The sequence below is a fragment of the Streptomyces sp. Y2F8-2 genome, from assembly GCF_014905555.1.
GTDB classification, from domain to species: Bacteria; Actinomycetota; Actinomycetes; order Streptomycetales; family Streptomycetaceae; genus Streptomyces; species Streptomyces cynarae.
Window position 1 is genome coordinate 98,172 of sequence record NZ_BNGS01000012.1, and the last position, 25,890, is coordinate 124,061.

The 25,890-nt window shown below is 71.3% G+C and carries 21 protein-coding genes and 2 pseudogenes; 11 read left to right on the top strand and 12 right to left on the bottom strand.

What is annotated here, in order from left to right:
* Window positions 1-32: 32 nt before the first annotated feature.
* From SY2F82_RS32820 to SY2F82_RS32850, 7 genes are all read right to left on the bottom strand, one after another.
* On the bottom strand, window positions 33-2,213 hold the full coding sequence (locus SY2F82_RS32820) for an alpha-galactosidase (protein WP_200421887.1): 2,181 nt from the start codon (window positions 2,211-2,213) through the stop codon (window positions 33-35).
* Window positions 2,214-2,301: 88 nt separating this feature from the next.
* Window positions 2,302-3,663: a sugar ABC transporter substrate-binding protein gene (locus SY2F82_RS32825; protein ID WP_200421886.1), complete on the bottom strand. Its 1,362-nt coding sequence runs from the start codon at window positions 3,661-3,663 to the stop codon at window positions 2,302-2,304.
* 15 nt (window positions 3,664-3,678) lie between these two features.
* Window positions 3,679-4,695 (bottom strand): acetylxylan esterase, encoded by a 1,017-nt coding sequence (locus tag SY2F82_RS32830; protein ID WP_200421885.1) that lies wholly within the window; start codon window positions 4,693-4,695, stop codon window positions 3,679-3,681.
* Window positions 4,689-7,106 (bottom strand): glycoside hydrolase N-terminal domain-containing protein, encoded by a 2,418-nt coding sequence (locus SY2F82_RS32835; RefSeq protein WP_200421884.1) that lies wholly within the window; start codon window positions 7,104-7,106, stop codon window positions 4,689-4,691. Before SY2F82_RS32835 ends, SY2F82_RS32830 begins: the two co-directional genes overlap by 7 nt.
* 32 nt (window positions 7,107-7,138) lie before the next feature.
* Window positions 7,139-8,074: a carbohydrate ABC transporter permease gene (locus SY2F82_RS32840; RefSeq protein ID WP_200421883.1), complete on the bottom strand. Its 936-nt coding sequence runs from the start codon at window positions 8,072-8,074 to the stop codon at window positions 7,139-7,141.
* An 11-nt stretch (window positions 8,075-8,085) separates the two neighbouring features.
* Window positions 8,086-9,093: a carbohydrate ABC transporter permease gene (locus tag SY2F82_RS32845; RefSeq protein WP_200421882.1), complete on the bottom strand. Its 1,008-nt coding sequence runs from the start codon at window positions 9,091-9,093 to the stop codon at window positions 8,086-8,088.
* 77 nt (window positions 9,094-9,170) lie between these two features.
* Window positions 9,171-11,243, bottom strand: a complete 2,073-nt coding sequence (locus SY2F82_RS32850) for a fibronectin type III domain-containing protein (RefSeq protein ID WP_200421881.1) — start codon at window positions 11,241-11,243, stop codon at window positions 9,171-9,173.
* A 366-nt stretch (window positions 11,244-11,609) separates the two neighbouring features.
* On the opposite strand from SY2F82_RS32850, the gene SY2F82_RS32855 reads away from it, so the two are divergent.
* Window positions 11,610-12,764 (top strand): ROK family transcriptional regulator, encoded by a 1,155-nt coding sequence (locus SY2F82_RS32855; protein ID WP_200421880.1) that lies wholly within the window; start codon window positions 11,610-11,612, stop codon window positions 12,762-12,764.
* 22 nt (window positions 12,765-12,786) lie between these two features.
* Here the strand turns inward: SY2F82_RS32855 and SY2F82_RS32860 are convergent, their stop codons facing one another.
* Window positions 12,787-13,236, bottom strand: coding sequence for a DUF5709 domain-containing protein (locus SY2F82_RS32860; RefSeq protein WP_200422144.1), 450 nt, complete (start codon window positions 13,234-13,236; stop codon window positions 12,787-12,789).
* 170 nt (window positions 13,237-13,406) lie between these two features.
* Between SY2F82_RS32860 and SY2F82_RS32865 the strand changes: the two genes are divergently transcribed.
* Window positions 13,407-13,652 carry a hypothetical protein gene (locus tag SY2F82_RS32865; protein ID WP_200421879.1) on the top strand — a complete coding sequence of 82 codons (246 nt, stop codon included), beginning with the start codon at window positions 13,407-13,409 and terminating at the stop codon, window positions 13,650-13,652.
* Window positions 13,653-13,676: 24 nt separating this feature from the next.
* On the opposite strand, the gene SY2F82_RS32870 is transcribed toward SY2F82_RS32865, so the two are convergent.
* Window positions 13,677-14,378 carry a FadR/GntR family transcriptional regulator gene (locus SY2F82_RS32870; protein WP_200421878.1) on the bottom strand — a complete coding sequence of 234 codons (702 nt, stop codon included), beginning with the start codon at window positions 14,376-14,378 and terminating at the stop codon, window positions 13,677-13,679.
* 163 nt (window positions 14,379-14,541) lie between these two features.
* Here SY2F82_RS32870 and SY2F82_RS32875 point away from each other — a divergent pair.
* The 7 genes and pseudogenes from SY2F82_RS32875 to SY2F82_RS32905 form a co-directional block, all read left to right on the top strand.
* Window positions 14,542-15,028 (top strand): annotated as a pseudogene (locus SY2F82_RS32875) (substrate-binding domain-containing protein); the annotation flags it as partial.
* A 2-nt stretch (window positions 15,029-15,030) separates the two neighbouring features.
* Window positions 15,031-15,408: pseudogene (locus SY2F82_RS32880) on the top strand (ABC transporter permease); the annotation flags it as partial.
* Window positions 15,409-15,485: 77 nt separating this feature from the next.
* A complete protein-coding gene (locus SY2F82_RS32885) occupies window positions 15,486-16,826 on the top strand; it encodes an L-fuconate dehydratase (RefSeq protein ID WP_200421877.1) in 1,341 nt (446 codons plus the stop codon).
* A complete protein-coding gene (locus SY2F82_RS32890) occupies window positions 16,823-17,578 on the top strand; it encodes an SDR family NAD(P)-dependent oxidoreductase (RefSeq protein ID WP_200421876.1) in 756 nt (251 codons plus the stop codon). The genes SY2F82_RS32885 and SY2F82_RS32890 overlap by 4 nt, the downstream gene beginning before the upstream one ends.
* Window positions 17,575-18,558: an aldo/keto reductase gene (locus tag SY2F82_RS32895; protein WP_200421875.1), complete on the top strand. Its 984-nt coding sequence runs from the start codon at window positions 17,575-17,577 to the stop codon at window positions 18,556-18,558. The genes SY2F82_RS32890 and SY2F82_RS32895 overlap by 4 nt, the downstream gene beginning before the upstream one ends.
* Complete coding sequence (locus tag SY2F82_RS32900; protein WP_200421874.1) at window positions 18,558-18,911, top strand: L-rhamnose mutarotase; 354 nt, start codon at window positions 18,558-18,560, stop codon at window positions 18,909-18,911. Before SY2F82_RS32895 ends, SY2F82_RS32900 begins: the two co-directional genes overlap by 1 nt.
* Complete coding sequence (locus tag SY2F82_RS32905; protein WP_200421873.1) at window positions 18,908-19,747, top strand: amidohydrolase; 840 nt, start codon at window positions 18,908-18,910, stop codon at window positions 19,745-19,747. The genes SY2F82_RS32900 and SY2F82_RS32905 overlap by 4 nt, the downstream gene beginning before the upstream one ends.
* Here SY2F82_RS32905 and SY2F82_RS32910 read toward each other — a convergent pair.
* Window positions 19,735-21,159, bottom strand: coding sequence for a lipase maturation factor family protein (locus SY2F82_RS32910; RefSeq protein WP_200421872.1), 1,425 nt, complete (start codon window positions 21,157-21,159; stop codon window positions 19,735-19,737). The genes SY2F82_RS32905 and SY2F82_RS32910 overlap by 13 nt on opposite strands.
* Window positions 21,160-21,424: 265 nt before the next feature.
* Between SY2F82_RS32910 and SY2F82_RS32915 the strand changes: the two genes are divergently transcribed.
* Both SY2F82_RS32915 and SY2F82_RS32920 read left to right on the top strand, forming a co-directional pair.
* Window positions 21,425-23,497: a SpoIIE family protein phosphatase gene (locus SY2F82_RS32915; RefSeq protein ID WP_200421871.1), complete on the top strand. Its 2,073-nt coding sequence runs from the start codon at window positions 21,425-21,427 to the stop codon at window positions 23,495-23,497.
* 47 nt (window positions 23,498-23,544) lie between these two features.
* Window positions 23,545-24,405, top strand: a complete 861-nt coding sequence (locus SY2F82_RS32920; protein ID WP_200421870.1) for an Fpg/Nei family DNA glycosylase — start codon at window positions 23,545-23,547, stop codon at window positions 24,403-24,405.
* 42 nt (window positions 24,406-24,447) lie between these two features.
* On the opposite strand, the gene SY2F82_RS32925 is transcribed toward SY2F82_RS32920, so the two are convergent.
* Together SY2F82_RS32925 and SY2F82_RS32930 are read right to left on the bottom strand one after the other, a co-directional pair.
* Window positions 24,448-25,107, bottom strand: coding sequence for a zf-HC2 domain-containing protein (locus tag SY2F82_RS32925; RefSeq protein WP_200421869.1), 660 nt, complete (start codon window positions 25,105-25,107; stop codon window positions 24,448-24,450).
* 158 nt (window positions 25,108-25,265) lie between these two features.
* The gene (locus SY2F82_RS32930; protein ID WP_200421868.1) at window positions 25,266-25,781 is read right to left on the bottom strand and encodes a hypothetical protein; all 516 of its coding nucleotides are present in this window, start codon (window positions 25,779-25,781) and stop codon (window positions 25,266-25,268) included.
* Between the last annotated feature and the right edge of the window lie 109 nt (window positions 25,782-25,890).

Below are 25,890 nucleotides of genomic sequence, written 5' to 3' on the forward strand. Positions count from 1 at the left end.
CCAGGGTCACCCTCCAACGACCCGCCCTTTCCCTAGTCGTTCCGCCGCACCTCCAGCAGCAGTGCCTGGTCCGGGTTGAGGTTGGGCATGGGCAGTCCGGCCACCGTGAGCACCGGACCGGGGAGCGCGAGCCAGTCGTCGAGTGCGGTGGTCAGCCACGCCGGGCCCGAGGTCTGGTGGAAGGACGGCAGCCCCAGTTCGGTACGGACCCGTACCCGGTAGGTGGCCTCGGGGGCGAGGCCGGGCAGCTGCACCCGTCCGGACTGCCCCTCGGGCGAGGTGGCCACCCGGGCCCAGCAGTAGAGCGCGGCGGCACCGTCGTGCGCCACGACCCCGTGCAGCAGGGTCGCGTCGCCGGCCAGGTCGGCGCGGACCGTGCGGCCGCCGTGCAGCAGGGGGCGCAGTTCCCGGTAGAGCGCGGCCCAGGCGGTGAGCCGCGCGAGTTCCTCGGGGGCGCACCGGGTGATGTCCTGTTCGATGCCTGCATGCCCGAACAGGGCCGTGGTCAGCCGGAAGGCATCCGAGCTGACCCGGGCGGTGGTGTGACTGGTGCCGGAGCCGACGTGGGCGCCGATCAGCTCGGGCGGCAGCAGTTGGGCCGTCCACCGCTGGATCATTTGACGCTCCACCGGATCGTTGCAGTCCGAGGCCCAGACCCGGTCGGTGCGGGCCAGGATGCCGAGGTCGATCCGGCCGCCGCCGCTGGCGCAGCTCTCGATCTCCAGCCCGGGGTGGCGCTCCTTGAGGGCGTCGATCAGCCGGTACAGCGCGAGGACCTGGGCGTGCGCGACCGGGCGGTCGGCGCCGCCGTGCACGGCCTCGTGGAGCTCCCGGTTGTGGTCCCACTTCAGGTAGGCGATGCCGTACTTGTCCACCAGGGCGTCCAGCGCGCCCAGCAGGTAGTCCCACACCTGCGGGTTGGCCAGATCCAGGACGTGCTGGTGCCGGGAGGACGGTCCGACGCCGCGCGCCGGGCCGAGGACCCAGTCGGGGTGTTCCCTGGCCAGGTCGGAATCCAGGTTGACCATCTCGGGCTCGACCCACAGCCCGAACTCCATGCCGAGCGAGCGCACATGGTCCACCAGCGGCGTCAGGCCCTCGGGCCACACCACCGGGTCCACCGTCCAGTCCCCCAGCCCGGCGTGGTCCGAGCGGCGCCCGCGGAACCAGCCGTCGTCGAGCACGAAACGCTCGACACCGACCTCGGCGGCCTTGTCGGCGAGCCGCAGCAGCCGGTCCAGATCGTGGTCGAAGTACACCGCCTCCCAGCTGTTGAGGATCAGCGGGCGGGGGGTGCGCGGATGGGCGGGACGGGCCCGCAGCAGGGTGTGGAAACGGTCCGCGAGCCCGTCGAGGCCCTGGTCGGACCAGGTGAAGTGACACACCGGCGTGGTGTACGACTCACCGGGGGCGAGCCGGATCTCCCCGGGCCGCAGCAGCTCTCCGCCGCCGAGCACCGCGGCATGGGTGCCCGCGCCCTCCGGCAGCTGCTCGACGAGATACCGCTGGTCGCCGCTCCAGGAGAGGTGCACACCCCACACCTCGCCGTGGCGGAAACCGAACCCCGGCACGCCGACCGTCACCAGGTAGGGCGAGTCCAGGCCGGGTTTGCCGCGCCGCACCTCTCGGGAGTAGGTGCCGAATCCCAGCGGGCGGCGCTGCGGGGAGCGCTCCCGACTCCACTTGCCGGTGAAGTCCAGGATCTCCGCGGCCCGGCGCGGCAGCGGCAGCATGGTGGTGACCTGCGCGAGGTCGTACGGCTCCGGGGCGGCGTCCGGTCGGCGGCCGATCCGCGTCTGCACGCCCAGGACGCCGGAGGGCTCCAGGCGGTAGGTGACGGTGACGTCGAGCCCGGCTCCGGCGTCGGTGAGGTCCAGGGAAAGCTCCCCGCCCTCGGCCTGCGGGTGGTACGACGTCCCGGCCAGGCTGAGCCGCGGTGCGGCGGCGGTGCCGGCCAGGTGGCCCTGGTGGGCCGGGGTGCCGGACCAGCCGTCCGCCTCGGTGGGCCAGACGGTGAACCGGCGCGGGATGTCGATGGAGTTGTTCAGCACGGCGGGCTCACCGGTCAGGGCGAGCGCCGCCAGGCCGTCCTCCGTCAGCTCGCCCAGGTCGGCTCCCCAGTGCAGGACTCTGGGCACCGGCTCGGCGAGCTCGACGACGAGTGAGGTGCCGGCCGCGCGCAGGGTCACGATTCGCGCGGTGGTGTCAGGCATGCAGAGTCCTTTCATGGATCCGGCCCGCCGGACGGACCCTGCTCGTGGGCCGCGTCCGGCGCCCGGACAACCGGTTGCCTTCGGTGGTTCAGCTCTTCGCGAGCAGCGTCCTGCTCTTGTCCCGCATGTCCGTGAACACGGAGTCGTCCTTCTGACCGGCGAAGTACGCCTCGAACAACGGCTCCAGCGCGTCCTGCAGGGCGGCGCCGTTGCCGTAGACCGGGGAGGGGTAGAGGACCTTGTTCTTCAGCATGTCGGTGAAGACGGACAGGTCCACACCCTTGGCGGCCAGCGCCTTGGCCGAGGAGTCCATGGCGGCCGGGATCGACGGGAAGAATGTACCCGTCTGCGAAGCCTTGGACTGGCACGACTCGGAGCCCATGTAGGAAACCCACTGCCAGGCCAGGTCCGGGTTCTTGGTGCCGGCCCAGATGTTGTTGCCGTTGGAGTTGCTGAGCACGGCCCTCGTCCGGCCGTCGGGGCCGTAGGGAGTGGGGGCGATGCCGACCTTCAGGTTCGGGATCTTCACGAAGGTCGCGGCCTCCCAGGAGCCGGCGCTCTCCATGGCGACCTTGCCGGACGCCAGCAGGTCCACGTCGCTGACGCTGTTGGCGAAGTCACCGATCTTCGGTGCGTAGCCCTTGTTCGTCAGCGTGCGGATCCAGTCCATGGTCTTCACGAACCGCGGGTCGGTGTAGTTGAACACCGTCGGCCAGGTGGGCTTGTCGCCCAGGCGCCAGCCCGTGGTGTCCACCAGCGGGCTCCAGGTGGTCTGGCCGATGAAGTCCTTGGCTGCGACCTGTCCGTAGCCGTACGTCTTGACGTGCGCCTTGTCGAAGCCCGGCTGGTCGCCGCGGCGTCCCTTGGCGTCGATCGTCATGTGGGCGATCATCTTGCCCAGCGTGCCTCCGTCGTCGGGGTTCCAGGTCAGCGAGTCGACGTCCTTCTTGCTGTACCCGGCCTTGGCCAGCGCGTCCGCGCTGTAGTAGATGCCGGTCGCCGCCCAGTCCAGCGGCAACGCGTACTGCTTGCCGTCGGTGAACTTCCAGGCCTCCACGCCGACCGAGAAGCGGGACAGGTCGAACTTGTCCTTGGCGATGAAGTCGTCCAACGGCATCAGCTGGTGCTGGGACGCGTACGCCTGGAAGAACTGGACGCTGTTCTGGAAGGCGTCGGGCGCGCTGCCGGCCACGAACCCGGCGGTCAGCTTGGTGAAGTAGTCCGCCACGTTGTACTGGCTGATCTTCACTGTGACACCGGGATGGGCCTTCTCGAAGTCCGTGGCGCACACCTGGTACGCGGCGGCCTGCTTGTCGTCCCAGGTCCACCAGTTGACGGTTTGGGAACCGCCGCCGGCGGAGGAGCCGGAGGAGCAGGCGGAGACCACTGCGGCGAGGGTGACCGTGGCGCCGAGCGCGACGGCCTTGTGCAGTCGCAGCACTTTTCTCATCGTTCCTTCTTTCCTTCAGGACGCAGGGGCGGGGGACGGCACCCCTGGCGGACGGGACGACGTCTTCAGGAGCGCGCCGAACGCGCTCAGTGCGGTGGCCAGGTCCTCGGGACCGCCGGCGTCATGGCCGTTGAACTCCCACAGCCGCAAGCGCTTGGGCCCGGCGTAGGCGTGGTACGCGGCGATCGCCGTGACCGGCGGGCACACCTCGTCGCGCAGCCCGGCGGAGAACCAGGCGGGGGCGGTGGCCCGGCGGGCGAAGGCGAGCCCGTCGAAGTAGCCGAGCGTCTCGAAGGTCTGCTCCACCAGGTTCCGGCGGGCGGCCAGATAGCCGACGATCTCGGCGTAGGGATCCGCGTCGGTGAGCCGGGTGGCCTGCCGGATGTCGCACAGGAACGGCGCCTGGACGTGCGCGGCCGCGAGGCCGGGTACGAGTCCGGCGACCGCGAGTGCGATTCCGCCGCCCTGGCTGGGGCCGACGACGGCGACCTTGGCCGGGTCCACCAGATCGGCGCGGCCCCGCAGCGCCTCCACGGCGCGGACGGCATCGGTGAAGATGCGCCGGTAGACGTAGGTGGTCCGGTCCTCGATGCCGCGGGTGAGGAAACCGGGATACGCCGGGCCGCTGCCGACCGGGTCGGGCGTGCCGCCGCCGCCCGCCCAGGCGCCGCCCTGACCGCGCGCGTCCACCAGCAGATGGGCGTATCCGGCCGACGCCCACAGCAGGTCGTCGATGGGTGCGCCGCGCCCGCTGCCGTAGCCGTGGAACTGCACCACGGCGGGCAGGGGTCCGGACCGCCGCCGGGGCATGCGCAGCCAGCCGCGGACCGGATGCCCGTCGAAGCCCGGGAAGACGGCGTCGAAGACGTCCACGGTCTCCAGACCGGTGGCCACCGGGGTCAGATCCAGCGTCGCCTCCTGCCGGGCACGTGCCTCGGCGAGGGTGTCCTTCCAGAAGACGTCGAAGTCGGCGGGCTCCCGGTACGCGCTGCGGTAGGAGAACAACTCGGGCAGATCCTGCTCGCTCAGCACGGCACCGGCTCCCCTCGCGGGCGCAGATCCGCGTCGAAGGCGACCTGCGTCCTGGCCGGGACGCGCACGACGAGGCCACGGTCCCGGTGGCGGATCCGGACCGGCTCGGTGTCGTCGCCGGCGAGGCGACGCACCGTGACCGAGGTGAGCGCGCCGCCGCTCCAGGCGAAGTCGACGGCGAGGCCGCCGCGGCAGCGCAGGTCCCTCGCCTCGCCCTCCGGCCACTCGGCGGGCAGGGCGGGCAGCAGGTGGAGGGTGCCGGTGTGGCTCTGCAGCACCATCTCGGTGAGGGCGGCCATGAAGCCGTAGTTGCCGTCGATCTGGAAGGGCGGATGGGTGGAGAAGAGGTTGGGCAGCAGTCCGCCCCACCGGGATCCGTCGACCGGGGCGTCGGCGCCGGGGTCGCAGTCGAGCGGGCGGCTCGCCTGAAGCAGAAGGCCGCGTGCGGTGGCGGCGTCGCGCAGCCGGGCCCGCAGGGCGATCTTCCACGCCCAGGACCAGCCCATGGCGCCCGGGCCGCGGCGGTCCAGGGACCTCAGCGCGGCCTCGGCCGGCCCGGGGGTGGTGTCGGGATCGATGAGGCCGAGCGGGTGCACGGCGGACAGATGGGAGAGGTGACGGTGGTGCGGGTCGGCCTCGGGCAGGTCCTCGGCCCACTCCTGGAGCCGGCCGTCGGCGGAGATCCGCGGCGGGCGCAGCCTGGGCAGCGCGGCGCGGATCTCGTCGGCCGACGGGGTGTCCAGGTCGAGGATGTCGGCCGCTTTCAGAACGCGTTCGAAGGTGGCCCGGGTCAACGCCATGTCCATCGCCGAGGAACGGGTCAGTGACCTGGGGGTGCCGTCGGCATCCAGGAACAGGTTCTCGGGAGAGGTCGAGGGGAGGGTGTCGAGGTGTCCGGCGCCGTCGTCGACCAGCCAGTCGAGCAGGAACTCGGCGCAGCCGCTGAGCAGCGGCCAGGCCCGCTCCCGCAGGAAGTCCAGGTCGCGGGTGAACTCGTAGTGGTCCCACAGGTGCTGGGACAGCCAGGCGCCGCCCATCGTCCAGATCGCCCACGAGGGGTTGCCGTGCCCCATGCCGACCGGCAGCGCCCAGCCCCAGGGGTCGCTGTTGTGGTGCGCCACCCAGCCTCGTGCGCCGTACAGCTGCCGCGCCACCTCGCTGCCCTGGGCGGCGATCCGGTCGAGCAGGTCGAACAGCGGCTCGTGGCAGGCGGCGAGTCCGGCGGCTTCCGCACCCCAGTAGTTCATCTGCGTGTTGATGTTGAGGGTGTAGTTGGACGACCAGGCGGGGCGCAGGTCGGCGTTCCAGATGCCCTGGAGGTTGGCCGGGGGACCGGCGTGCGGGCGGGAGGCGGTGGCCAGCAGGTAGCGGCCGAGCTGGAACAGCACGGTGGCGGTGAGGCGTTCGTCGTCCCCGCTGAGGATGTCGCGCGCCACGTCGTGGGTGCCGCCGCGCCGGCCGCCGATGCGCAGGGCGGTGCCGCCGAGGAGGCCGCGCAGATCGGCTTCGTGGGCCTCGAGCAGGTCCTCGGCGCCCTGGAAGGCGGCGTGCGCGGCCGTACGGGGCGCGGCCTCAAGGTGGGTGGCGCGGTCCGCCAAGGGCTGTCCGCGCCAGTGGCGGGCGGCGTTGGTGGAACTGGCGAGGGTGACCAGGACGTGCGAGGCGCCCGCGACGAGCAGGCTGCCGTCCGCGACGGTCACTGCGCCGTCGGTGCTCAGGGCGAGGGCGAGCGCGCCGAAGGGGTCGTAGCCGTCGACGGGTCCGTCGGCATACCGCAGGGGTTCGGCGACATCGGGTTCGTGGGCGGGCGCCCCGTCCACCGGTATCTCCACGCCCAGGGTGAGCCCGCTGACGGTGGCCGATCGGTGCACCTCCCGCAGCGGGGTGGACAGTTCGACGCGCAGGTCCACGGTGCCGCCCGCCGCGTCCACCGTCGCGCACAGGGTGCCCGTCACGGCGTCGGCCCAGACCCGGCGGTGCACCGCCGTACCGTCGAGGTCGAAGCGTTCCTCGGCCACCGCGGTGTCGAGGTTGAGGGTCCGGCCGCCGTAGGCGGCCCGCTCGCCGCCGGAAACGGTCAGCCACAGGTCGGCGTAGGGCAGGTACTCCTGGCTGTACGGCCCCTCGAAGGTCATCAGCAGCGCCTCGGCCCGGTCCTGGTCGCCGGAGCGGAGCGCGGCGCGGACCTCCTCGAGCCGCCGCGGTCCGGCGCCGGCCGCTCGGACCGCGGCGAGGGCGGTGGCCGGTCCGCCGGGGGTTCCGGACCACACGGTGGAGTCGTTGAGCTGGATCCGGGCCCGGTGGGCGCCGCCGAAGACCATCGCGCCGAGCCGGCCGTTGCCGACGGGCGCGGCCTCGGTCCACTCGGCCGCGGGCGCGGGCCATCGCAGCACCAGATCGGTGGAGTGCATGGCTGTGTCGTCCAATCGAGGTGGGGAGCCGGTCATTTCAGGCCGGAGAAGCCGATGGAGTTGACGACGCGCTTGCCGAAGGCGATGAAGAGCAGCAGCATCGGCAGCGCCGCGATGAGCGCGGCGGCCATCAGTCCCGCCCAGTCCGGTGCGGCCTGCGGCGAGGACTGCTTGAAGACCCCCAGCGCGAGGGTCAGCGGCTGCACGTTCTGCCCGTTGGTGATCAGCAGCGGCCAGAAGTAGTCGTTCCAGGCGTTGACGAACATCAGCAGCGACACGGTGGCGAGCGGTGCGGACGACATCGGCAGGATGATCCGCAGGAAGATCCGCAGCGGTCCGGCGCCGTCGATGATGGCGGCCTCCTCGACCTCGCTGCTCAGCCCCAGCATGAACTGCCGCAGGAAGAACAGCGTGAACGCCTGGAAGAGGCCACCGGGCAGGATCAGCCCGGCGAAGGTGTTGGTGAGGCCGAGGTCCTTCACCAGGACGAAGTTGGGCAGCAGCGTGAACACCCCGGGGACCATCAGGGCGCTGATCAGGACGTTGAACACCAGGTCGCGGCCGCGCCAGTGCAGTCGGGAGAAGGCGTAGGCGGCGCACGCGGAGAACAGCACGATCAGCGCCGTCTGCACGGACGCGTAGATCAGCGAGTTGCGCAGGTACAGCGCGATGTCGAGGGAGGCTCCGGAGCCGCCCTGGGCCTGCGCCTCGGCGGTGGAGGCGATGCCGAGGGCCCGCTCGAACGCGCCCCAGGTGAAGCCGACCGGCAACGGCGAGGAGGGGTTGGTGGCCAGCTTGTAGTTGTTCGACAGGGCGGTGCGCAGGATCCAGTAGAACGGGAAGAGGGTGGCCACGACGATGATGCCGAGGTAGATCCAGGCCGCGATCCTGCCGGGTGAGAACCTGCGGGTGTCCTGGCGGGGCCGGCGCGGGACGGCCGTCCGGCCGGGTGCGAGGGTGACAGCCACGTCGGCCTCCTTCAGTTCAGGTCGGACTCGCCCGCGCGGGCGAGCCGCAGCTGGGTGAAGGTGACCGTGATGAGCAGGGCGAACAGGGCCAGTGACAGGGTGGCGGCGTAGCCGAAGTCGAACTGCCGGAAGGCCTTGTCGAAGATGTACATCTGAAGCACGTTCGAGGCGTTCGCCGGGCCGCCCCTGGTGGTGACCTGGACGATGTCGAACACCTGGAAGGAGTTGATCACGGTCAGGACGACCACCATGACGAGGATCGGTCGCAGCAGGGGCACCGTCAGCCGGCGGAACATCTGCACCTCGCTCGCGCCGTCGACCCGGCCCGCCTCGTAGATGGTCGGCGGGATGGTCTGCAGACCGGCGAAGATCAGCAGGGCGTAGTAGCCCATCCACTTCCAGACGCTGATCGCGGCGAGTGAGGGGATCGCCCATCCCCCGCTGCCGAAGAAGAGGATCGAGTGGCCGGTCAGGTGCCTGAGCACGATGTTGACGACGCCGAGTTGCGGGTCGAGCATCCACTGCCAGACCAGGGCGGCGATGACGTTGGAGATCAGGAAGGGCAGCAGGATCACGCCGCGCAGGACGGACGACCGGGCCACCCGGTGCAGCACCACCGCCGTCACCAGGGAGATCAAGGTGCCGAAGCACACGGACAGGACGACGAAGTAGACGGTGACGAGCAGGGAGTGCCAGAAGACGTCGTCACCGGACATCTCCCGGAAGTTGGCCAGTCCCACCCAGTGCGGCGGGGTGAGGACGTGGAAGTCGGTGAAGCTGAGGTAGATGCCGCGCAGGGTCGGATAGGCGAAGAAGACCGCGAAGCCGGCCACGGCGGGGAGGATCAGCAGCAGGGCGGCCGGCAGGTCCCGGCGGCGGGCCGCCGCCGACCTGGTCGGGGTGTGGCGGCCCGGCTTGCGGACCGTGCGGGGCCTGCCCGGTCGGGTGGCCGTGGTGGCCACCGCGGCGGACGGCGGTGGGACCGGCGTCGTGGGGTTGCCCTGTGACGTGACCACCACGGCACTCTCCTTACGTGTTCGGGCGGGTGGATCGCCGACGGACGGAGGACGGGGATCAGACGGTGATCAGGACACGATCAGAGGGTGATCCGGTCCAGGTCGGACACGTAGTCCGAGGGGTTGCCGAAGCTGATCGTGTTCGTGCCCGCCTTGAGCTGAACCGGCACGGTGATCGACTGCGGGTGGCCCCAGTTGTTGTCGTTGGTACCGGGCAGCGGCAGCTGGAAGGACGTCCCGCCGGCGGTGACGACGACCGTGCGGCCGGAGGAGCCGTCGGTGTAGTCGAGCTTCATCAGGTACGTGCCGTCCTTGGGCGCGGTCACATCGGTGATGGCGACCGATCCGCTGTAGCCGAGGTTGCCGACCTTCTTGCCTCCGGAGCACGCGGAACAGTCCGCGACGCTCGCGTTGCCGCTGAGGGTGTTGCCCGGTGCCTCGGCCTCGTACGAGACCGGTCCGCCGGCCGCCGGCGTGGTGACGGCCACGGCCTTGCTCGGTGCGGAGACGCGGCCCCTGGCGTCGTGGGCGACCACGGTGAAGGAGTAGCCGGTGGCCGCGCTCAGACCGCTCACGGTGGCGGAGGTGCCGGTGACGGTGGCGGCCTTCGTCCCGTTCGCGTAGACGTCGTAACCCGTCGTGGCGGTACCGGAGTTCACCGCGTCCCAGGCGAGCGAGACGCTGGTGGCGGTGGACGCGGTGCCGTGCACGGCGAGCGGGACGCCGGGGTGGGTGCCGGTGCTGCTCGGGGTCAGACGCAGCAGACGTGAGCCGTGCGGCGGCAGGTCGGCGGTGAAGGAACCGCCGACCGAACCCAGGTTCTTGTGGCTCCACAGGTCGCGGACCGCGGCCTTGCCGCTGATGCCCAGGTCGCTCCAGTTCGCGGTCACGTCCGCATAGCCGCTGCCGAGGTTGAACAGCGCCACGGTGTAACTGCCGTCCGGGTTGCGGGCGTACCAGACCTGCTGGGGCGTGTCCTGGCTGACCGGCTTGGCCGGGTGGCCCGCCTGGTCGACCGCGATGACCTCGTCGTTGGTGAGCAGCTTCAGACCGTAGGAGTCGAGCTTGGTGAGGTCGTCACCGATGTACAGCGGCGCGGACTCGATGGCCCACAGCGTCATGTAGCTCTGCCGCTCGACATCGTTGATGCCGTCCATGGCGCCGACGCCCACGTCGAGGGAGTCGAGGTTGTTCCAGTGGCCCGGACCGGCGTCGGGTATCCACTGGACGACGTCGTTCCAGCGCTGCTTGACCGAGTTGTTCCAGGTCACCAGCGTGTCGCAGTAGCACTCGACGTCCGTGTCGACCCGCCACCCGTTGGAGTTGGCCTTCCACACGTCGGCCTGGTTGTGGCTGAGTGACCAGGACAGGACGAACTGGATGGGGCGGCCGGTGTTCTGCAGCGCGGTGTGCCACGCCTGGATGTCGGGGACGTTGTCGTGCGCGTCGTCGCCCTGGAAGGAACCGGGGCCGACTCCGTCGATCTTGAGGAAGTCCACGCCCCAGCCGGCCAGTTCGTCGGCGACGGACTGGATGTACTGGGTGGTGCAGGGGCTGGCGAAGTTCAGCTGGTAGGAGACGTTGTCCCAGCCGCTGGTCTTGCGCAGGTCCGGGTAGACGATGTCCTTGGTGGTGCAGCCGGGCGCGTTGTGGATCGGCGTCCTGCCGTCGTTGTAGTAGTCCATGTAGAGGCCGACCGCGAGGTAGAGACCGAACTTCAGCCCCTTGCGGTGCAGGTAGTCCCCGACGTACTTCATGCCGTGCGGGAACTTCTTCAGGTCGGCGGTCGGGCGGGCGTAGTCGTCCGCGACGTTCTTGCCGTTGTCGACGTTCCAGCCGGCGTCCACGTTGACGTACTCGTAGCCGTGGGACTTCAGCTTCGAGGCCAGGACGTCGGCCTGCTGAAGCACATGGGACTCGGTGAGCCACTTCTCCCCGCCGTAGCCGGGGAAGTTGGTGGATTCGAGGCTCCAAGTGCTGTAGCCCATGTACGGCTTGGCGGCCACGGCCGAGGCGGTCGTCGTTTCGGAGGCCTGGGTGCCGGAAGAACCTGACGGGGTGGTGGCCCACGCGGTGGGCGCGGCGAGGGCCACCGCGAGCGCGGTGGCACAGGTGAGTGTTCTGAGGCGTACGGGTCGAGCTGGACGAGCCATGGATGTACTCCATCTCGGCGCGAGCGCAAGCGGTCTTCCGCCTGAGGATCGAGGGTGGTGGGAGCTCCCTCGGTGGTGGTCGTCCCGGAGCGCCACCGAGGGGAGAACAACTGAGGACCAGCGGGGAATGTGTGGCCACGCCCCTCCCCGGCGCGGATCCGTCCCGGCCGCTCCGACGAGGAGTGCGGCGAATGTAGCCACGGTTTCCTTCCAGCGTCAACATAGTTGCCTCATAGAAATCCGATGTCATCGGAAGGAAGTCCGAGGCCGCTGTGCCCCGTTGCACCTCAGGTAGGCGTAGAGGGTGCACAGGCGGGATGAGCAGGCCCGTTGATTTAGTTTCCTTGGGAAAGGTATGGTCGCTCCATGAGCCTCGCCGACCAGCCCCCCGCTGCCGCCCTGGTCTTCCAGACCCTGCTCCAGCACGGCCCGCTGAGCCGTGCCGAGGTCGGGCGGCGGACCGGGCTGTCACCGGGAGCCGTCACCAAGGTGGCCACTCCGCTGATCGACGACGGGTGGATCGCCGAGGTGGGCCGACCCACCGTGGAGCGGGCCAACGGCCGTCCGGCGACGCTGATCGCGGTCCGGGCCGAACGTGCCCGGTTCATCGGCGTGAAGGTCACCGGGGACGAACTCATCGGCGTGCTGGCCGACCTGACCGCTCAGCCGCTGGCGTCCCGGCGGGCCGCTCTCGGCTCGCGGGATGTGGGCACCGTGGTGGTGGCGATCGCCCGCCTGGTGGACCGGCTGCGGGCGGCGGCAGGCGCAGCGGGGTCTGAGGGGATCCACAGCATCGGGGTCGCCATTTCCGGCGACGTGGACGGCCAGACCGGCACCGTGCAGTACTCACCCTTCCTGAACTGGCGCCGGGTACCGCTGGCTCAGCTGGTCGAGTCGGCCACCGGCACTCCGACGGTCATCGAGAACGACGTCCGTGCCCTGACCGTGGCCGAGCAGTGGTTCGGCGCCGGCGCCGGCCTGTCGTCGTTCGCCGTGGTCACCGTCGGGGCCGGCATCGGCGCCGGTCTCTCCATCGGCGGCCGCGTGGTCTCGGGGGCGCACGGCGTGGCGGGCGAGATCGGCCACCTCCCGGTGGGCGGCACCGACCGCACCTGCACCTGCGGCAACACCGGCTGCGTCGAAGCGGTCGCCTCCACCCACGCGATCACCGAGCAGGCCCGCCAGGCCACCGGTGACCCGGAGTTGACGATGGAGAAGGCGGTCCGGCTCGCCCATGCCGGCGACCCCGCCGTCCGGGCCGTCTTCGCCCGCGCCGGACATGCCATGGGCCTGGCGCTGGCCTCGGTCGCCAACCTCATCGGCCCGGAACGGATCATCATCTCCGGTGAGGGCGTGGCGTCCTACGACCTGTTCGCCGACCAGATCCGGCAGACCTTCGCCGATCACGCCTTCGGCGCCGCCGCGGACTGCGATCTCGTGGTCAGGCCGCTGCCCTTCGAGGAGTGGGCCCGGGGCGGTGCCGCGGTCGCGGCCCAGCGCGTCTTCGCCCCGCTCAAGTAGGCGACCCGGGCTCCTCCGTGCGTCAGTAGGTGTCGGAGTCGGGGACCACATGCATCGCGGCCTCCTCGGCCGACGCGCCGGCGCCGTCCAGCCCGACGTCGGAAGCGACCAGATCGGACTCGGTGTTCTCGTGACTGCCCTCGTCGGGCGCGAGCAGCCGTCCGGCGCGCACATCGCCGACCTCGTCGTCGACGAGCTCGCCGTCCGTGTCCCAGGCGTCCCCGATGCCGTCGCCGTCCAGGACACCGATGTCCGGTACCTCCTCGGCGAGGCGCTCGTCCAGACTCTCCCCCCGCTGCCGCTCCGCCGCGGTGACGCCGGTGTGCAGCACGCCCCAGGGCCGCTCCGGGGGAGAGTACCCCTCGTCCAGCGCCTGGTCACCGGCCCGGTAGTCCAGGGTGTCGGACGCGTCCAGCAGTCCGGCGTCGTCCTGCACCTCGGAACCGTCCGGCTGGTAGACCTCGTCACCCATCGCTGCGTCGGCCACGTGCGCTCCTTCCCTGTGCGTGCTGTCTTTCTCGCAGATTCCGGGCAGGGGCAGTGGCCCAGGACTGCACAATCCTGTCCTGAGCGTGCAGAGTTCACCGCTCGCCGTCCGCAGGCCGTTGCCGGGACGCCGTGCGCGCGCCGAGCATGGGGGCCATGAGCGAAGCCGATGCCCCCGAGGACCACCACCACGGCGTCCGGGGTCTTGTCCAACGGATGAACGAGCACCACAGGGACGCCGCCCGGCGTCGCGAGGAGGAAGAGCTGGAGCGTGCGGTGGAAGACGCCGGCTTCGACCTGGGGGCCGACATGGCGCACCCCACAGTGGGTCATGGCCCGGTCGGCTACGACGTCGAGACCGATCTGGCACTGGACAACGAGCCGCCGGAGCCGCGCCGGTAGCCGGCGTTGCCGGAAAGCCGCCGTTCAGGAGGGCAGCTGGCTGCGCAGCCACTCCTCCACCTCGCCGACGTGCGCGGCGGCCGCCGCCCTGGCCGCCTCCGGGTCGCGCGCGGCCAGGGCGCGGTGGATCGCCGCGTGCTCGCGGCGGGTGCGTGCGAAGGCGCCCTCTTCCTCATAGCCGCGCCACACACGGGCGCGGAACGTTCGTGAGGACAGGCCCTCCAGGATCGCCGCCATCGTCTCGTTGCCCGCCGCGACAGCGATCTCCCGGTGGAAGGCGAGGTCGTGCGCGAGGATCTCCTCCGGGTCGTCCGTCGCGTTCATCGCCGCCAAGTGCTTCTCCACCTCGGCGAGTTGGTCGTCCGTGATACGGGCGGCCGCCAGCGCCGTCGCCGTCGACTCCAGGACCCGGCGCACCTCCAGCAGTTCCACCAGGCGCTGCCCGCGCGAGAGATCGGCCACCACGCCGAAGGTCTCCAACAGGTCCCCGGCCTCCAGTCGGGTGACGTAGATGCCCGAGCCGTGCCGGGCCTCCAGCACGCCGAGGACCGTGAGCGCGCGGATCGCCTCCCGCATCGAACTGCGCGAGATCCCGAGCTGTGCCGCGAGGTCGCGTTCCGTCGGCAGGCGCTGGCCCGGCTCGAGCCGGCCCTCGGCGATCATCGCCTTGATCTGCTCGATGGCGCGCTGCGTCACGGTGCCCTTGTACGGGGCTGTCTCGTCCACGCCACTTCTCCAGTCACCGGGTGCGCCGCAGTCTAACCACCAAGGTGGTCGGACCACTACGGCCCGATGGTGCGAAAACGTACGTCGAGGGCTGTTCTGGCGGGGGATTGGTCTGATAAGTATGCGGGCATCTGCTCGAACACGCTCAACGAGGAGCTGCCAGATGCCCGGCAGAACACTGACGAAGCGGAACAGGCCCCGGGTCGTCGGCGCGGCGGCCCTCGCCGTCGGCGCCTCGCTCCTGCTCGCCGCATGCGGCGAGCACCAAGGACACCGGCGCCGCGAGGGCCGGGGGCGACGGCACCGGCAAGGTAGGGGTGATCCTGCCCCTGCTGACCTCGCCGTTCTGGCAGTCGTACAACGACTACGTGCCCAAGATGGCGAAGTCCGAGGGTGTCGACGCCCTCAAGACCGTCAACTCCAACAGCGACCCCTCGCAGCAGATCACCGACATCAACAACGAGCTCAACCAGGGCGTCAAGGGCCTGGTCGTCGCCCCGCTGGACAGCGCCGCCATCGAGGCGGGCCTCGACCAGGCGGAACGCAAGGGCGTCCCCGTGGTGGCCGTCGACGTGGCGCCCGACAAGGGCAAGGTCGCGATGGTGGTGCGCGCCGACAACGTCGCGTACGGCGAGAAGGCGTGCGACTACCGATCGGCGGCAACGCGGACGCGGCCCGCGCGGCCGGTATCCGCGTCGAGCGGGTGATGCTCGGCGTCTTCGTGGTCGCGGGCCTCCTCGCCTCCGTCGGCGGGATCATGCAGACCGGGTACGTCGGCGCGATCAGCGCCAACCAGGGCCAGAACATGATCTTCACGGTGTTCGCGGCGGCCGTCATCGGCGGCATCAGCCTGGACGGCGGCAAGGGCACCATGCTCGGCGCCCTCACCGGTGTGCTCCTCCTGGGTGTCGTGCAGAACCTGCTCACCTTCGCCCAGGTGCCGTCGTTCTGGATCCAGGCCATCTACGGCGGAATCATCCTCGTCGCCCTGGTGATAGCCCGCGTGACGACGGGCCGTGCCCAGGACTGACCCGCTTCGTTGTCGTAAAGCGCCGTACGACGTACGCCCTCGTGTACGACCTTGTGTCCCGGACCGAAAGGCCTCCCGTGTCCCCAACTGCCGCCCGAATCACAGGGATCGACACCTTCGACATCCGTTTCCCCACCTCGCGCGAGCTCGACGGCTCCGACGCGATGAACCCCGACCCCGACTACTCGGCCGCCTACCTGGTGCTGCGCACGGACGCCGGCGACGGCCTGGAGGGGCACGGGCTCACGTTCACCATCGGACGGGGCAACGAGGTGCAGGTCGCCGCGATCGAGGCGCTGCGCGGACACGTGGTCGGACGGAGCCTGGACGAGGTGTGCGCCGACCCCGGCTCGGTGTTCCACGCCCTGATCGGCGACAGCCAGCTCCGCTGGCTGGGCCCGGAGAAGGGCGTGATGCACATGGCGATCGGCGCGGTCGTCAACGCCGTCTGGGACCTGGCCGCCCAGCGCGCCGGCAAGCCGCTGTGGAGGCTGCTCGCCGAGGCCGACCCCGAGTGGCTGGTCCGTCAGATCGACTTCCGCCACATCACCGACGCGCTCACCCCCGAGGAGGCGCTGGAGCTGCTGCGGCGCGGCAAGCAGGGCGCCGACGAGCGCACCGCCCACCTGCTGGCCCGGGGCTACCCCGCCTACACCACCTCCGCCGGCTGGCTCGGTTACTCCGACGACAAGCTCACCCGACTCGCCGCGCAGGCCGTCGCCGACGGCTTCCGGCAGATCAAACTGAAGGTCGGCGCGGACCTCGCCGACGACGTACGCCGCTGCCGGGTCGCCCGCTCCGTCGTCGGCCCGGACGTGCGGATCGCCATCGACGCCAACCAACGCTGGGACGTGGACGAGGCGATCACCTGGACCAAGGCGCTCGCCGAGTTCGACCCGTACTGGATCGAGGAGCCGACCAGCCCCGACGACATCCTGGGCCACGCGGCGATCCGCAGGGCCGTGGCCCCGGTGAGGGTCGCCACCGGCGAACACGTGCAGAACCGCATCATCTTCAAACAGCTCCTCCAGGCCGGGGCGATCGACGTGCTCCAGATCGACGCGGCCCGCGTCGGCGGCGTCAACGAGAACCTCGCGATCCTGCTGCTGGCGGTCAAGTTCGGGGTGCCGGTGTGCCCGCACGCGGGCGGCGTCGGGCTGTGCGAGCTGGTCCAGCACCTGTCGATGTTCGACTTCGTCGCGCTCTCCGGGACGACCGAGGACCGGATGATCGAGTACGTGGACCACCTGCACGAGCACTTCCTCGACCCGGTGGTGATCCGGGAGGGTCACTACACGGCACCCGCCACGCCGGGCTTCTCCGCCGCGATGCGGCCCGAGTCCATCGCGGAGTACACGTTCCCCGGCGGCGCCTTCTGGGCCGCCGACATCGAGGGCAAGAAGGGGCACGCCGCATGAGCGACTTCGAGGGCCTCAGGGCCCTGGTGACCGGCGGGGCCTCCGGCATCGGGCGGGCCACCGCGGAGCTGCTGGCGGAGCGCGGGGCCCAGGTGGCCGTCCTGGACCTCGACCCCTCGCAGGTCGAGAAGCCGCTGCTCGCCCACCGGGCGGACGTCGGCGACGACGCGTCCGTACGGACCGCCGTCGCCGCCGCCGTCGCCGGCCTCGGCGGTCTGGACGTGCTGGTCAACAACGCGGGCATCGGCGCCCAGGGCACGGTGGAGGACAACGACGACGAGCAGTGGCGGCGGGTGTTGGACGTCAACGTGCTCGGCATCGTCCGGACGACCCGAGCGGCGCTGCCGCACCTGAGGAAGTCCGCCCACGCGGCGATCGTCAACACGTGCTCCATCGCCGCCACGGCGGGCCTGCCGCAGCGGGCCCTGTACAGCGCCAGCAAGGGTGCCGTGTACTCGCTGACCCTCGCCATGGCCGCCGACCACGTCCGCGAGGGCATCCGCGTCAACTGCGTCAACCCCGGCACGGTCGACACGCCGTGGGTCGGCCGCCTCCTCGACGCGGCCCCGGACCCGGCCGCCGAACGGGCGGCACTGGAGGCCCGCCAGCCCACCGGCCGGCTGGTCACGGCCACCGAAGTGGCGGGCGCCATCGCCTACTTGGCGAGCCCCCTGTCCGGCGCGACCACGGGCACGGCGCTCGCCGTGGACGGCGGCATGCAGGGCCTCAGGCTGCGGCCGGTGGGCCGGTGAGCGCGCTCGGCGGGAGCGGAGTCGAGGTGACCCCGCTGGCCTTCGGCGCCGCCGGCATCGGCAACCTCTACAGCGAGGTGAGCGAGGAGCAGGCGTACGACGCGGTCCAAGCCGCCTGGCACGGCGGGATCCGCTACTTCGACACCGCCCCGCACTACGGCCTCGGCCTGTCCGAACGCCGCCTCGGCGCGGCCCTGCGCGAGCACCCCCGCACCGCGTACACGGTCTCCACCAAGGTGGGCCGCCTGCTTGAGCCCACGGACGAGGGCGGCGACGACCTCGCGAACGGCTTCGCGGTCCCCGCCACCCACCGCCGCGTCTGGGACTTCAGCGCGGACGGCGTACGACGCTGTCTCGAAGCAAGCCTCGAACGGCTCGGCCTGGACCGGGTCGACGTGGTCTACCTGCACGACCCGGACGACCACGCCGAACAGGCGTTCCGCGAGGGCTACCCGGCGCTGGAGAAACTGCGCTCCGAGGGCCTGGTGGGGGCGATCGGCGCGGGCATGAACCAGGCCGAGATGCTGACCCGGTTCGTGCGCGAGACGGACGTGGACGTGGTGCTGTGCGCGGGCCGGTACACCCTGCTCGACCAGCGCGCCCTGACCGGGCTGCTGCCCTCGGCGGCCGAACGCGGGGTGTCGGTCGTCGTCGGCGGCGCCTTCAACTCCGGCCTGCTGGCCGACCCGCGGCCGGGCGCCACGTTCAACTACGCGACCGCCCCCGAGGAACTGCTCGGCCGCGCTCTGCGCCTGAAGGCGCTGGCGGAACGCCACGGCACCACGCTGCGGGCCGCGGCCCTGGCGTTCTGCTCCGCGCACCCGGCCGTGGCGAGCGTACTGGTGGGCGCCCGTTCGGCGGCCGAGGTACGCGACTGCGCCGAGCAGTTCGCGGCGACCGTACCGGCCGGATTCTGGCAGGAGCTGAGAGAAGCCGGCCTCCTGCCCCCGCACGCCCCCGTGCCCACTGAGGAGCCGTGATGAGAGTAGCCCTGCACACCAAGGTCCGAGCCGACCGCGTCGAGGAGTACGAGGCCGCCCACCGGGAGGTGCCGAAGGAGCTCACGGACACGATCCGTGCCGCCGCAACGACCTCCTGGACCATCTGGCGATGGGGGTACCCCCTGCTCGAGCGAAGCCGAGAGCTCGGGGGAGGGACCGACCTGTTCCACGTGCTGGAGTGCGGGGACTACGGGCGTCTGCCGGCCGAGCTGGAGAAGCTGCCCGTCAACGTCGCCTGGCACGCACGGATGGCGGAGCTGCTCGACGTGGTGCACGACTACTCGGCCGAGGGTGCGGACGCGGGCCTGCCGGTGGTCTGGGAGCTGCCGTGACCGTGGACGCGCACCACCACGTGTGGGACCTCTCCGTCCGCGACCAGGACTGGATCAGGGGCCCGGAACTCGAGCCGATCCGCCGCAGCTTCACGATCGCGGACCTGGAACGTCTGGCCCGCCCGGTCGGCGTGGACCGCACCGTACTGGTGCAGACGGTCACCGTGGCCGAGGAGACGCCGGAGTTCCTGGCCCTGGCGGATCGGAACGAGATCGTCGCGGGCGTCGTCGGCTGGACGGACCTGACGAGCCCCGACGTGGCGGACACGCTGGCCCGCCTGCGGGAGCTGCCCGGGGGCTCGTATCTGCGCGGCATCCGCCACCAGGTCCAGGGCGAGGCGGACCCCGAGTGGCTGCTGCGCCCCGACGTACGCCGAGGCCTCGCCGCCGTCGCGGACGCGGGCCTGGTCTACGACCTGCTGGTGCTGCCCCACCAGCTCCCGGCGTGCGTCAAGGCGGCTCAGTCGCTCCCCGCACTCACCTTCGTCCTGGACCACTTGGGCAAACCCCCGATCGCCTCCGGAACCCTGGAGCCGTGGGCGTCCCGCATCCGCGCCCTCGCCGCTCTGCCGAACACGGTCTGCAAACTGTCGGGCATGGTGACGGAGGCGGACTGGAAGACCTGGCGGGTGGAGGACCTGCGCCCCTGCACCGACACGGTCCTGGACGCCTTCGGCCCGTCCCGGCTGATGTTCGGCTCGGACTGGCCCGTGTGCACGCTGGCGGCGTCGTACGCGGACGTGTCGGACACAGCGGCGGTGCTGACGCAGGGCCTCCGCGACGACGAGCGCCACCAGATCTTCGAGGACACCGCCACCCGCGTCTACCGCCTTTGAGTCACCGGCGCGGCCAGCCGGGTCGGTGGCATGAACTCGCGGACGTAGATGCGGTGCCAGCAGGCCCCCGTCTCCCGCAGTTCACGCCACGTCGTGTACCGGTAGTGGAAGAGGCGCGCCCGGATGTAGCGCGGCGGCTCGTCCGGGGGGAAGGGGGAGCGGCGCAGGAGCTTCAGGGTGTCGCGATCGTTCTCCAGGAGACGTTCCACCAGGCCGCCGAACCAGGACCCCGCGTACGCGGGGGACAGCGCCGCGAACCACATCAGCCAGTCGAGCCGCAGGTGGTACGGGGCGAACTGGCGCGGCCAGTGCCGTGGATCGCCCGGTTTGCCCTTGAACTCGTACTCCCGCCACTCGGAGTCCTCCCGCGGCACGTCGTCCGCCGTGCCCTCCACCACCACCTCGTACCGGATCCGGCTGACGCTGCCGAACGCGCCGTAGGTGTTGACCAGGTGCAGCGGGTCGAAGGAGCGGTTCATGATCTGGCCGCGGGAGATCATGTTGCGTACCGGCTGGTAGCTGAGGGCGAGCAGGCCCGCGCCGACCGCCAGGACCAGGACCTCGTACCACAGGGGAGCAGCGGAGACCTTCGGGGCAGTGGTGGGGAACAGGACCGCCGACAGGCCCAGTACGATCGTGATCCAGTTCAGCCAGGAGAAGTTGCCCGAGAGGACCAGCCACAGCTGCGTCACGATCATCAGGGACGCGGCGGCCGTCGCGACCGGCTGCGGGGTGAACAGCAGGACCGGGACGACCAGTTGGGTGACGTGGTTGGCCGCCACCTCCACCCGGTGCAGCGGCTTCGGCAGATGGTGGAAGAACCAGCTCAGCGGGCCCGGCATCGGCTGCGTCTCGTGGTGGTAGTCCAGGCAGGTCAGCTTCCGCCAGCAGGCGTCCCCGCGCATCTTGATCAGCCCGGCGCCGAACTCCAGGCGGAACAGGATCCAGCGCAACAGGAACAGCACCACGATCGGCGGCGCCACCTCGTCGTTGCCCAGGAACACCGCCAGGAAGCCGACCTCCAGCAGCAGCGACTCCCAGCCGAAGGAGTACCAGGTCTGGCCGACGTTGACGATCGACAGGTACAGCAGCCACGGGATCAGCCACAGCACCATCCCCGCCCACAACGGCACCAGCGAGTCGGCCCCCGCGACCAGCGCCGCCGACACCGCGCACCCCGCCCACGACCAGGCGGCGAAGAAGCGGTCCGAGTAGTGGAAGTGGAAGACGCTGGGCGCCAGTCTGAACGGCACCCGGGCGACGTACCGCGGCACCGGCAGCATGCCGCGCTCCCCGATCAGCGCCCGGAACTGCAGCGCGGCGGTCAGGAAGGCGACGAGGTACACCACCGCCAGGGCCCGCTGGAAGACCAGTCGGCTCAGCCAGTACTCCGGTGCGACGAACCAGTCCACGGCAACCGCTCCTCTCCCTCCAGTGTGACCCGGTACCCCCGGCCGAACCGGTCAGCCCGTCACTCCGTGTACACCTCGGCTCGGCCTGCGTAACCCGACGACGGCGGCCCGGCCCACACGGCCGCACCGGACCGCCGGCCCGGGGACCGCCGGCCCGGGGACCGCCGGGCCGGGGACCGCCGGGCCGGGGACCGCCGGGCCGGGGCCCTGGGCGACCTGGTCGGCAGAAGTCGAAGAATCCGGCAATCCCTGGCATGGTGGCCCCATGGTTGATCGGGGAGGGAGCACTCTGCCACTCCCGGAGGACTGGCCCGCCCACCCGGATCCGATCCTGGTGCTCAACCTCATGGGCAGCTTCGACTGGGACCTGGACACCGGGCTGTTCCACATGGACGCCCGGGCCCACGAGATCTTCGACATACGCCCCGAGGACTACGACGGCCGCCCCGAGAGCCTGCGGTCGCGCGTTCCACCGTCCGAGGGCCGCCGCGTCGACGCCCTGGTGGCCCGGGCCATCAAGGACGGCAGCGAGAACTACGGCACCTACTTCCGCGTCCGCTGCCGCGACGGCACCCTGCGCTGGACCCACACCCAGGGCTACATCCGGCGCGACGAGACGGGCCGCCCCCGCAGGATCATCGGCATCGTGCGCGACGCCACCCAGGAGCTGCGCGACGGCCTGGCCCGCAGGGAACAGCTGGCCCAGGACGAGGCGCTGCGCCGGCAGACGAGCATCGTCGAGTCCACCACCGCCGCGCTCGCCCACGCCCGCACCGTCCAGGACGTCATCGACGTCCTCAAGGACAGCCACGGCCTCACCCACCTGGGTGCGGCCAGCCTCGTCATGGGCCTGGTGGAGGCGGGCCGCATCCGGATCGTCGCCGAGGGCCCCGAGGGCAGCTCGGTGCCCGGCACCCGGGTCACGCGCGTCGACGATGCCTATCCGATGAGCGAGGTGGTACGGACCCTCCGCCCGCGGTTCATCGAGTCGCCGGAGGAGTTCGCCGAGCGCTACCCCGTCCTGTGGCCGCACCTGACGGACCTGCGCATCACCTCCGCCGCCTATCTGCCGCTCGTCGCGCAGGCCCGCCCCATCGGCGCCATGGGCCTGCTCTACGACGACCGGCGCGGCTTCACCCCCGACGACCGCAACGTCCTCGTCGCGCTCGGCAGCTGCATCGCGCAGAGCCTGCAACGCGCCATGCTCTACGAACAGGAGAAGGACCTCGCCCAGGGCCTCCAGCAGGCGATGCTGCCGCGCTCCATCCCCAGCGTGCCCGGCGCCGACGTCGCCGTCCGCTACCGCTCGGCGGCCCTCGGCCGGGACATCGGCGGCGACTGGTACGACCTGATCCCGTTGCCCGGGGACCGGGCCGGCGCCGTCATCGGTGACGTACAGGGCCACGACACCCACGCGGCCGCCGTCATGGGTCAGCTGCGCATCGTCCTGCGCGCCTACGCCGCCGAGGGCCACCCGCCCGCCACCGTGATGGCCCGTGCCTCCGTGTTCCTCAAGGAACTCGACACCGAACGCTTCGCGACCTGCCTGTACGCCGAGGCCGACCTGGCCACCGGAGTGGTGCAGCTGGTCCGCGCCGGCCATATCGACCCGCTGCTCAGGCTGTCCGAGGGCACCTGCCGGCGGTTGCCCGTCGAGGGCGGTCTGCCGCTCGGGCTGTCCGCCGAGTTCGACCGCCTGGAGTACCCGGTCACCACGGTGGAGCTGGACCCCGGCCAGACCCTGGTGCTGTGCACCGACGGCCTGATCGAAGAGCCGGGCGCCGACCTCGACGAGGGCGTGCACACCCTTCAGGAGCTGGTCTGCGCCGGCCCGGACGATGTGTGCGACCTCGCCGACCGGCTCATCGACGTGGCCGAGGAGCGGGGCGGCGACGACGACGTGGCCCTGCTGCTCCTGCGGCGCCGGGGGCTCACCCAGCGGTCCGGCGACCGCCTCCGCCGGCACGTCCCGCCCGGTGACCCGGAAGCCCTCACCGCCGCCCGGCACATGATCCGCGCCGCCGTCCGCGCATGGGGTGCCGGCGAGCGCTCCGACGAGATCGAACTGGTCGCCGACGAGCTGATCACCAACGTCCTCGTGCACACCGAAGGCACCGCCGTCGTCACCCTGCGGGTCCTCACCGGCCACGCCCGCCGCTTCCGCGTCGAGGTCGAGGACGCCTCCAGCGCCCTGCCCCGCCGCCGCGACGCGGGCGAGTCGGAGGTCTCCGGCCGGGGCCTGCTGCTCGTCGACCGGCTCGCCGACATGTGGGGCGTGGAGGCCCGCGGCGGCGGCAAGGTCGTCTGGGGCGAGTTCACGGTCCAGGAACGCGGCTGACGGGCGCGACGGGTGGCGACGTCGGTGGCGGGTGGCACCCTGGACACATGCCGGAACTGCCCGAGGTCGAAGCACTCAGGGACTTCCTCGCCGACCGTCTCGTCGGCCACGAGGTGGTCCGGGTGCTGCCCGTCGCGATCAGCGTCCTGAAGACGTACGACCCACCGGTCACCGCCCTCGAGGGCCGCGAGGTCACCGCCGTAGCCCGGTACGGCAAGTTCCTGGACCTGGACGCCGGCGGACTGCACTTCGTGACACACCTGGCCCGGGCCGGCTGGCTCCAGTGGAAGGACCGCCTGCCCGACGGCGTGCCCCGCCCCGGCAAGGGCCCGCTCGCGCTGCGGGTCGCGCTGGAGACCGGGGAGGGCTTCGACCTGACGGAGGCGGGCACCCAGAAGCGGCTGGCGGTGTACGTCGTCGGCGATCCGCTCCAGGTGCCGGGCATCGCCCGCCTGGGTCCGGACCCGCTGGCCGACGGCTTCGGCGAGCAGCGCCTCGCCGAGCTCCTCGCGGGGGAGCGGCGTCAGATCAAGGGCGCGCTGCGCGACCAGAGCCTGATCGCGGGCATCGGCAACGCCTACAGCGACGAGATCCTGCACGCCGCCCGGATGTCCCCGTTCAAGCTGGCCTCGTCGCTGTCGCCGGAGGATGTGCACCGCCTGTACGACGCACTGCGCACGACGCTGACCGAGGCGGTCGAGCGTTCGCGCGGCGTGGCCGCCGGACGTCTGAAGACGGAGAAGAAGACCGGACTCCGGGTCCACGGCCGCACCGGCGAGCCCTGTCCGGTCTGCGGCGACACCATCCGTGAGGTCTCCTTCAGCGACTCCTCGCTGCAGTACTGCCCGACCTGCCAGACGGGCGGCAAGCCACTGGCGGACCGCAGACTGTCCCGGCTGCTCAAGTAGGCAGACTCTCCCGGCTGCTCGAGCAGAGGGGGGCGGCGCCCGTCAGGGGGCCTTCAGCGTGACCAGGCGCTGTCCGTCCCTGGTGCGCACATCGAAGTGGTCGATCTGGTCCGACCGCATCCCCGTGCCGCCCTGGAGCGTGGTCGGCTCACCGTCCTCCGCGGGATCCATCCAGCTCGCCACCGTCTGCTCCGAACCGTCCTTGCCGACCGCGACGAGCCGGCAGGGATGCGGCCCCGACCGGTCCTTGACCGTCACGTCGATCTGGCTGCCCCAGACCTCGTCGTGCGCGGTGATCCGCGCCCATACGCCCGTGTCCGGGTCGGTCGCGGTCATGGCCGTCGCGGTGGTGGACGTCGAGCCGTGCCCGGCGACCAGCGCCGTCGTCGGCCCTCCGACCGCGAACACCACGGCCGCCGCGACCGCGTACAGCCACCGCCTGCGCCCGCTGCGGTGCTTGGTCGCCACCTCGTCGAGCAGCCGCTCAAGCAGCCGGGGCCCGGGCGCCGCGAAGGGGTGCACGGACCGCGGGGTCGCCCTCCGGTAGAGCATCAACTGACGCGCGGCGGGGCGGAACTCCGTCACGTGCGCCGCGCACGTCGGGCACTCCATGAGGTGGTCCTCGAAGCGGAAGGCTTCCGCCTCGTCCAGCACGCCCAGCGCGTAGGCGCCGACGTCGCGGTGGCGTTCCAGGGACCTCATACCAAATCCTCAGGCCGGGGGGCGGGGTGGGGGTGGTGCTGCTGTTGCCCACCGGTACGGACCAGGCGGCCGAATCACTCAAGGCCGTTACCGAATCGCGGCCAAGAAAGGCATTCGGAGCCGCCGGGCCGGCGGATTGGTCGTCCCGGAAAACTTCTTCAGAAGAGATGGATGGCGAGATGTCCCAGGGGGAGTCCCAGCTGCCAGGCCGGCGTCCACACCTTGGGGCCGTCGTCCTCGCCGACCACCGGGCCGCCGCCGGGCACCGCGTCCAGATCGGGGGCGAGCAGCTCGGTCTCCTCCAGCCAGCGCCAGGCCGCCGTGGCCAGCTCCAGGTCCGGCGCCGGGCCGCCCGACCGGGCCGCTTCCGCGGACAGCTCCGCCATCCGCTCGCACACCCAGTCCTGCCAGGGCTGGTCGTACGCCGTCAGCGAGAGCCAGGTCTCCAGTTGCGAGACGACGCGGATGCGGGAGAGCTCGCCACCCGTGTCGGACAGGAAGATCGTCAACGCCAGCGCGTCGCGCCCGGCGCGGAACTCGAAGGACGTCGGCGGCATCAGGTCGCCGGTCCGCAGCAGCTCGTCCGCGATGTACTCGGCGTACAGCCATGCCATGGGAACGGTCAGTTCACCGCCGTCGGTGCCGTCCGTGCTCTCGTGGCCTCTGTGCAACATCCCTTCCTGCCTTCCTCCGGTGCGTGCGCGTCGCCCGAGACTCGGGCCCCAGTCCGCAACACGGATGAGGCAAGCCCATTGCTCAACCATGGTCCGCAGCAAGGCGCTT

What these genes read in the sequence shown, in the direction of transcription:
- SY2F82_RS32850 (WP_200421881.1), bottom strand. Translation starts at nt 11,243, where the DNA reads ATGGCTCGTCCAGCTCGACCCGTACGCCTCAGAACACTCACCTGTGCC.
- SY2F82_RS32890 (WP_200421876.1), top strand. Translation starts at nt 16,823, where the DNA reads ATGAGCGACTTCGAGGGCCTCAGGGCCCTGGTGACCGGCGGGGCCTCC.
- SY2F82_RS32915 (WP_200421871.1), top strand. Translation starts at nt 21,425, where the DNA reads ATGGTTGATCGGGGAGGGAGCACTCTGCCACTCCCGGAGGACTGGCCC.
- SY2F82_RS32860 (WP_200422144.1), bottom strand. Translation starts at nt 13,236, where the DNA reads ATGGGTGACGAGGTCTACCAGCCGGACGGTTCCGAGGTGCAGGACGAC.
- SY2F82_RS32855 (WP_200421880.1), top strand. Translation starts at nt 11,610, where the DNA reads ATGAGCCTCGCCGACCAGCCCCCCGCTGCCGCCCTGGTCTTCCAGACC.
- SY2F82_RS32865 (WP_200421879.1), top strand. Translation starts at nt 13,407, where the DNA reads ATGAGCGAAGCCGATGCCCCCGAGGACCACCACCACGGCGTCCGGGGT.
- SY2F82_RS32920 (WP_200421870.1), top strand. Translation starts at nt 23,545, where the DNA reads ATGCCGGAACTGCCCGAGGTCGAAGCACTCAGGGACTTCCTCGCCGAC.
- SY2F82_RS32900 (WP_200421874.1), top strand. Translation starts at nt 18,558, where the DNA reads ATGAGAGTAGCCCTGCACACCAAGGTCCGAGCCGACCGCGTCGAGGAG.
- SY2F82_RS32825 (WP_200421886.1), bottom strand. Translation starts at nt 3,663, where the DNA reads ATGAGAAAAGTGCTGCGACTGCACAAGGCCGTCGCGCTCGGCGCCACG.
- SY2F82_RS32930 (WP_200421868.1), bottom strand. Translation starts at nt 25,781, where the DNA reads ATGTTGCACAGAGGCCACGAGAGCACGGACGGCACCGACGGCGGTGAA.
- SY2F82_RS32835 (WP_200421884.1), bottom strand. Translation starts at nt 7,106, where the DNA reads ATGCACTCCACCGATCTGGTGCTGCGATGGCCCGCGCCCGCGGCCGAG.
- SY2F82_RS32820 (WP_200421887.1), bottom strand. Translation starts at nt 2,213, where the DNA reads ATGCCTGACACCACCGCGCGAATCGTGACCCTGCGCGCGGCCGGCACC.
- SY2F82_RS32925 (WP_200421869.1), bottom strand. Translation starts at nt 25,107, where the DNA reads ATGAGGTCCCTGGAACGCCACCGCGACGTCGGCGCCTACGCGCTGGGC.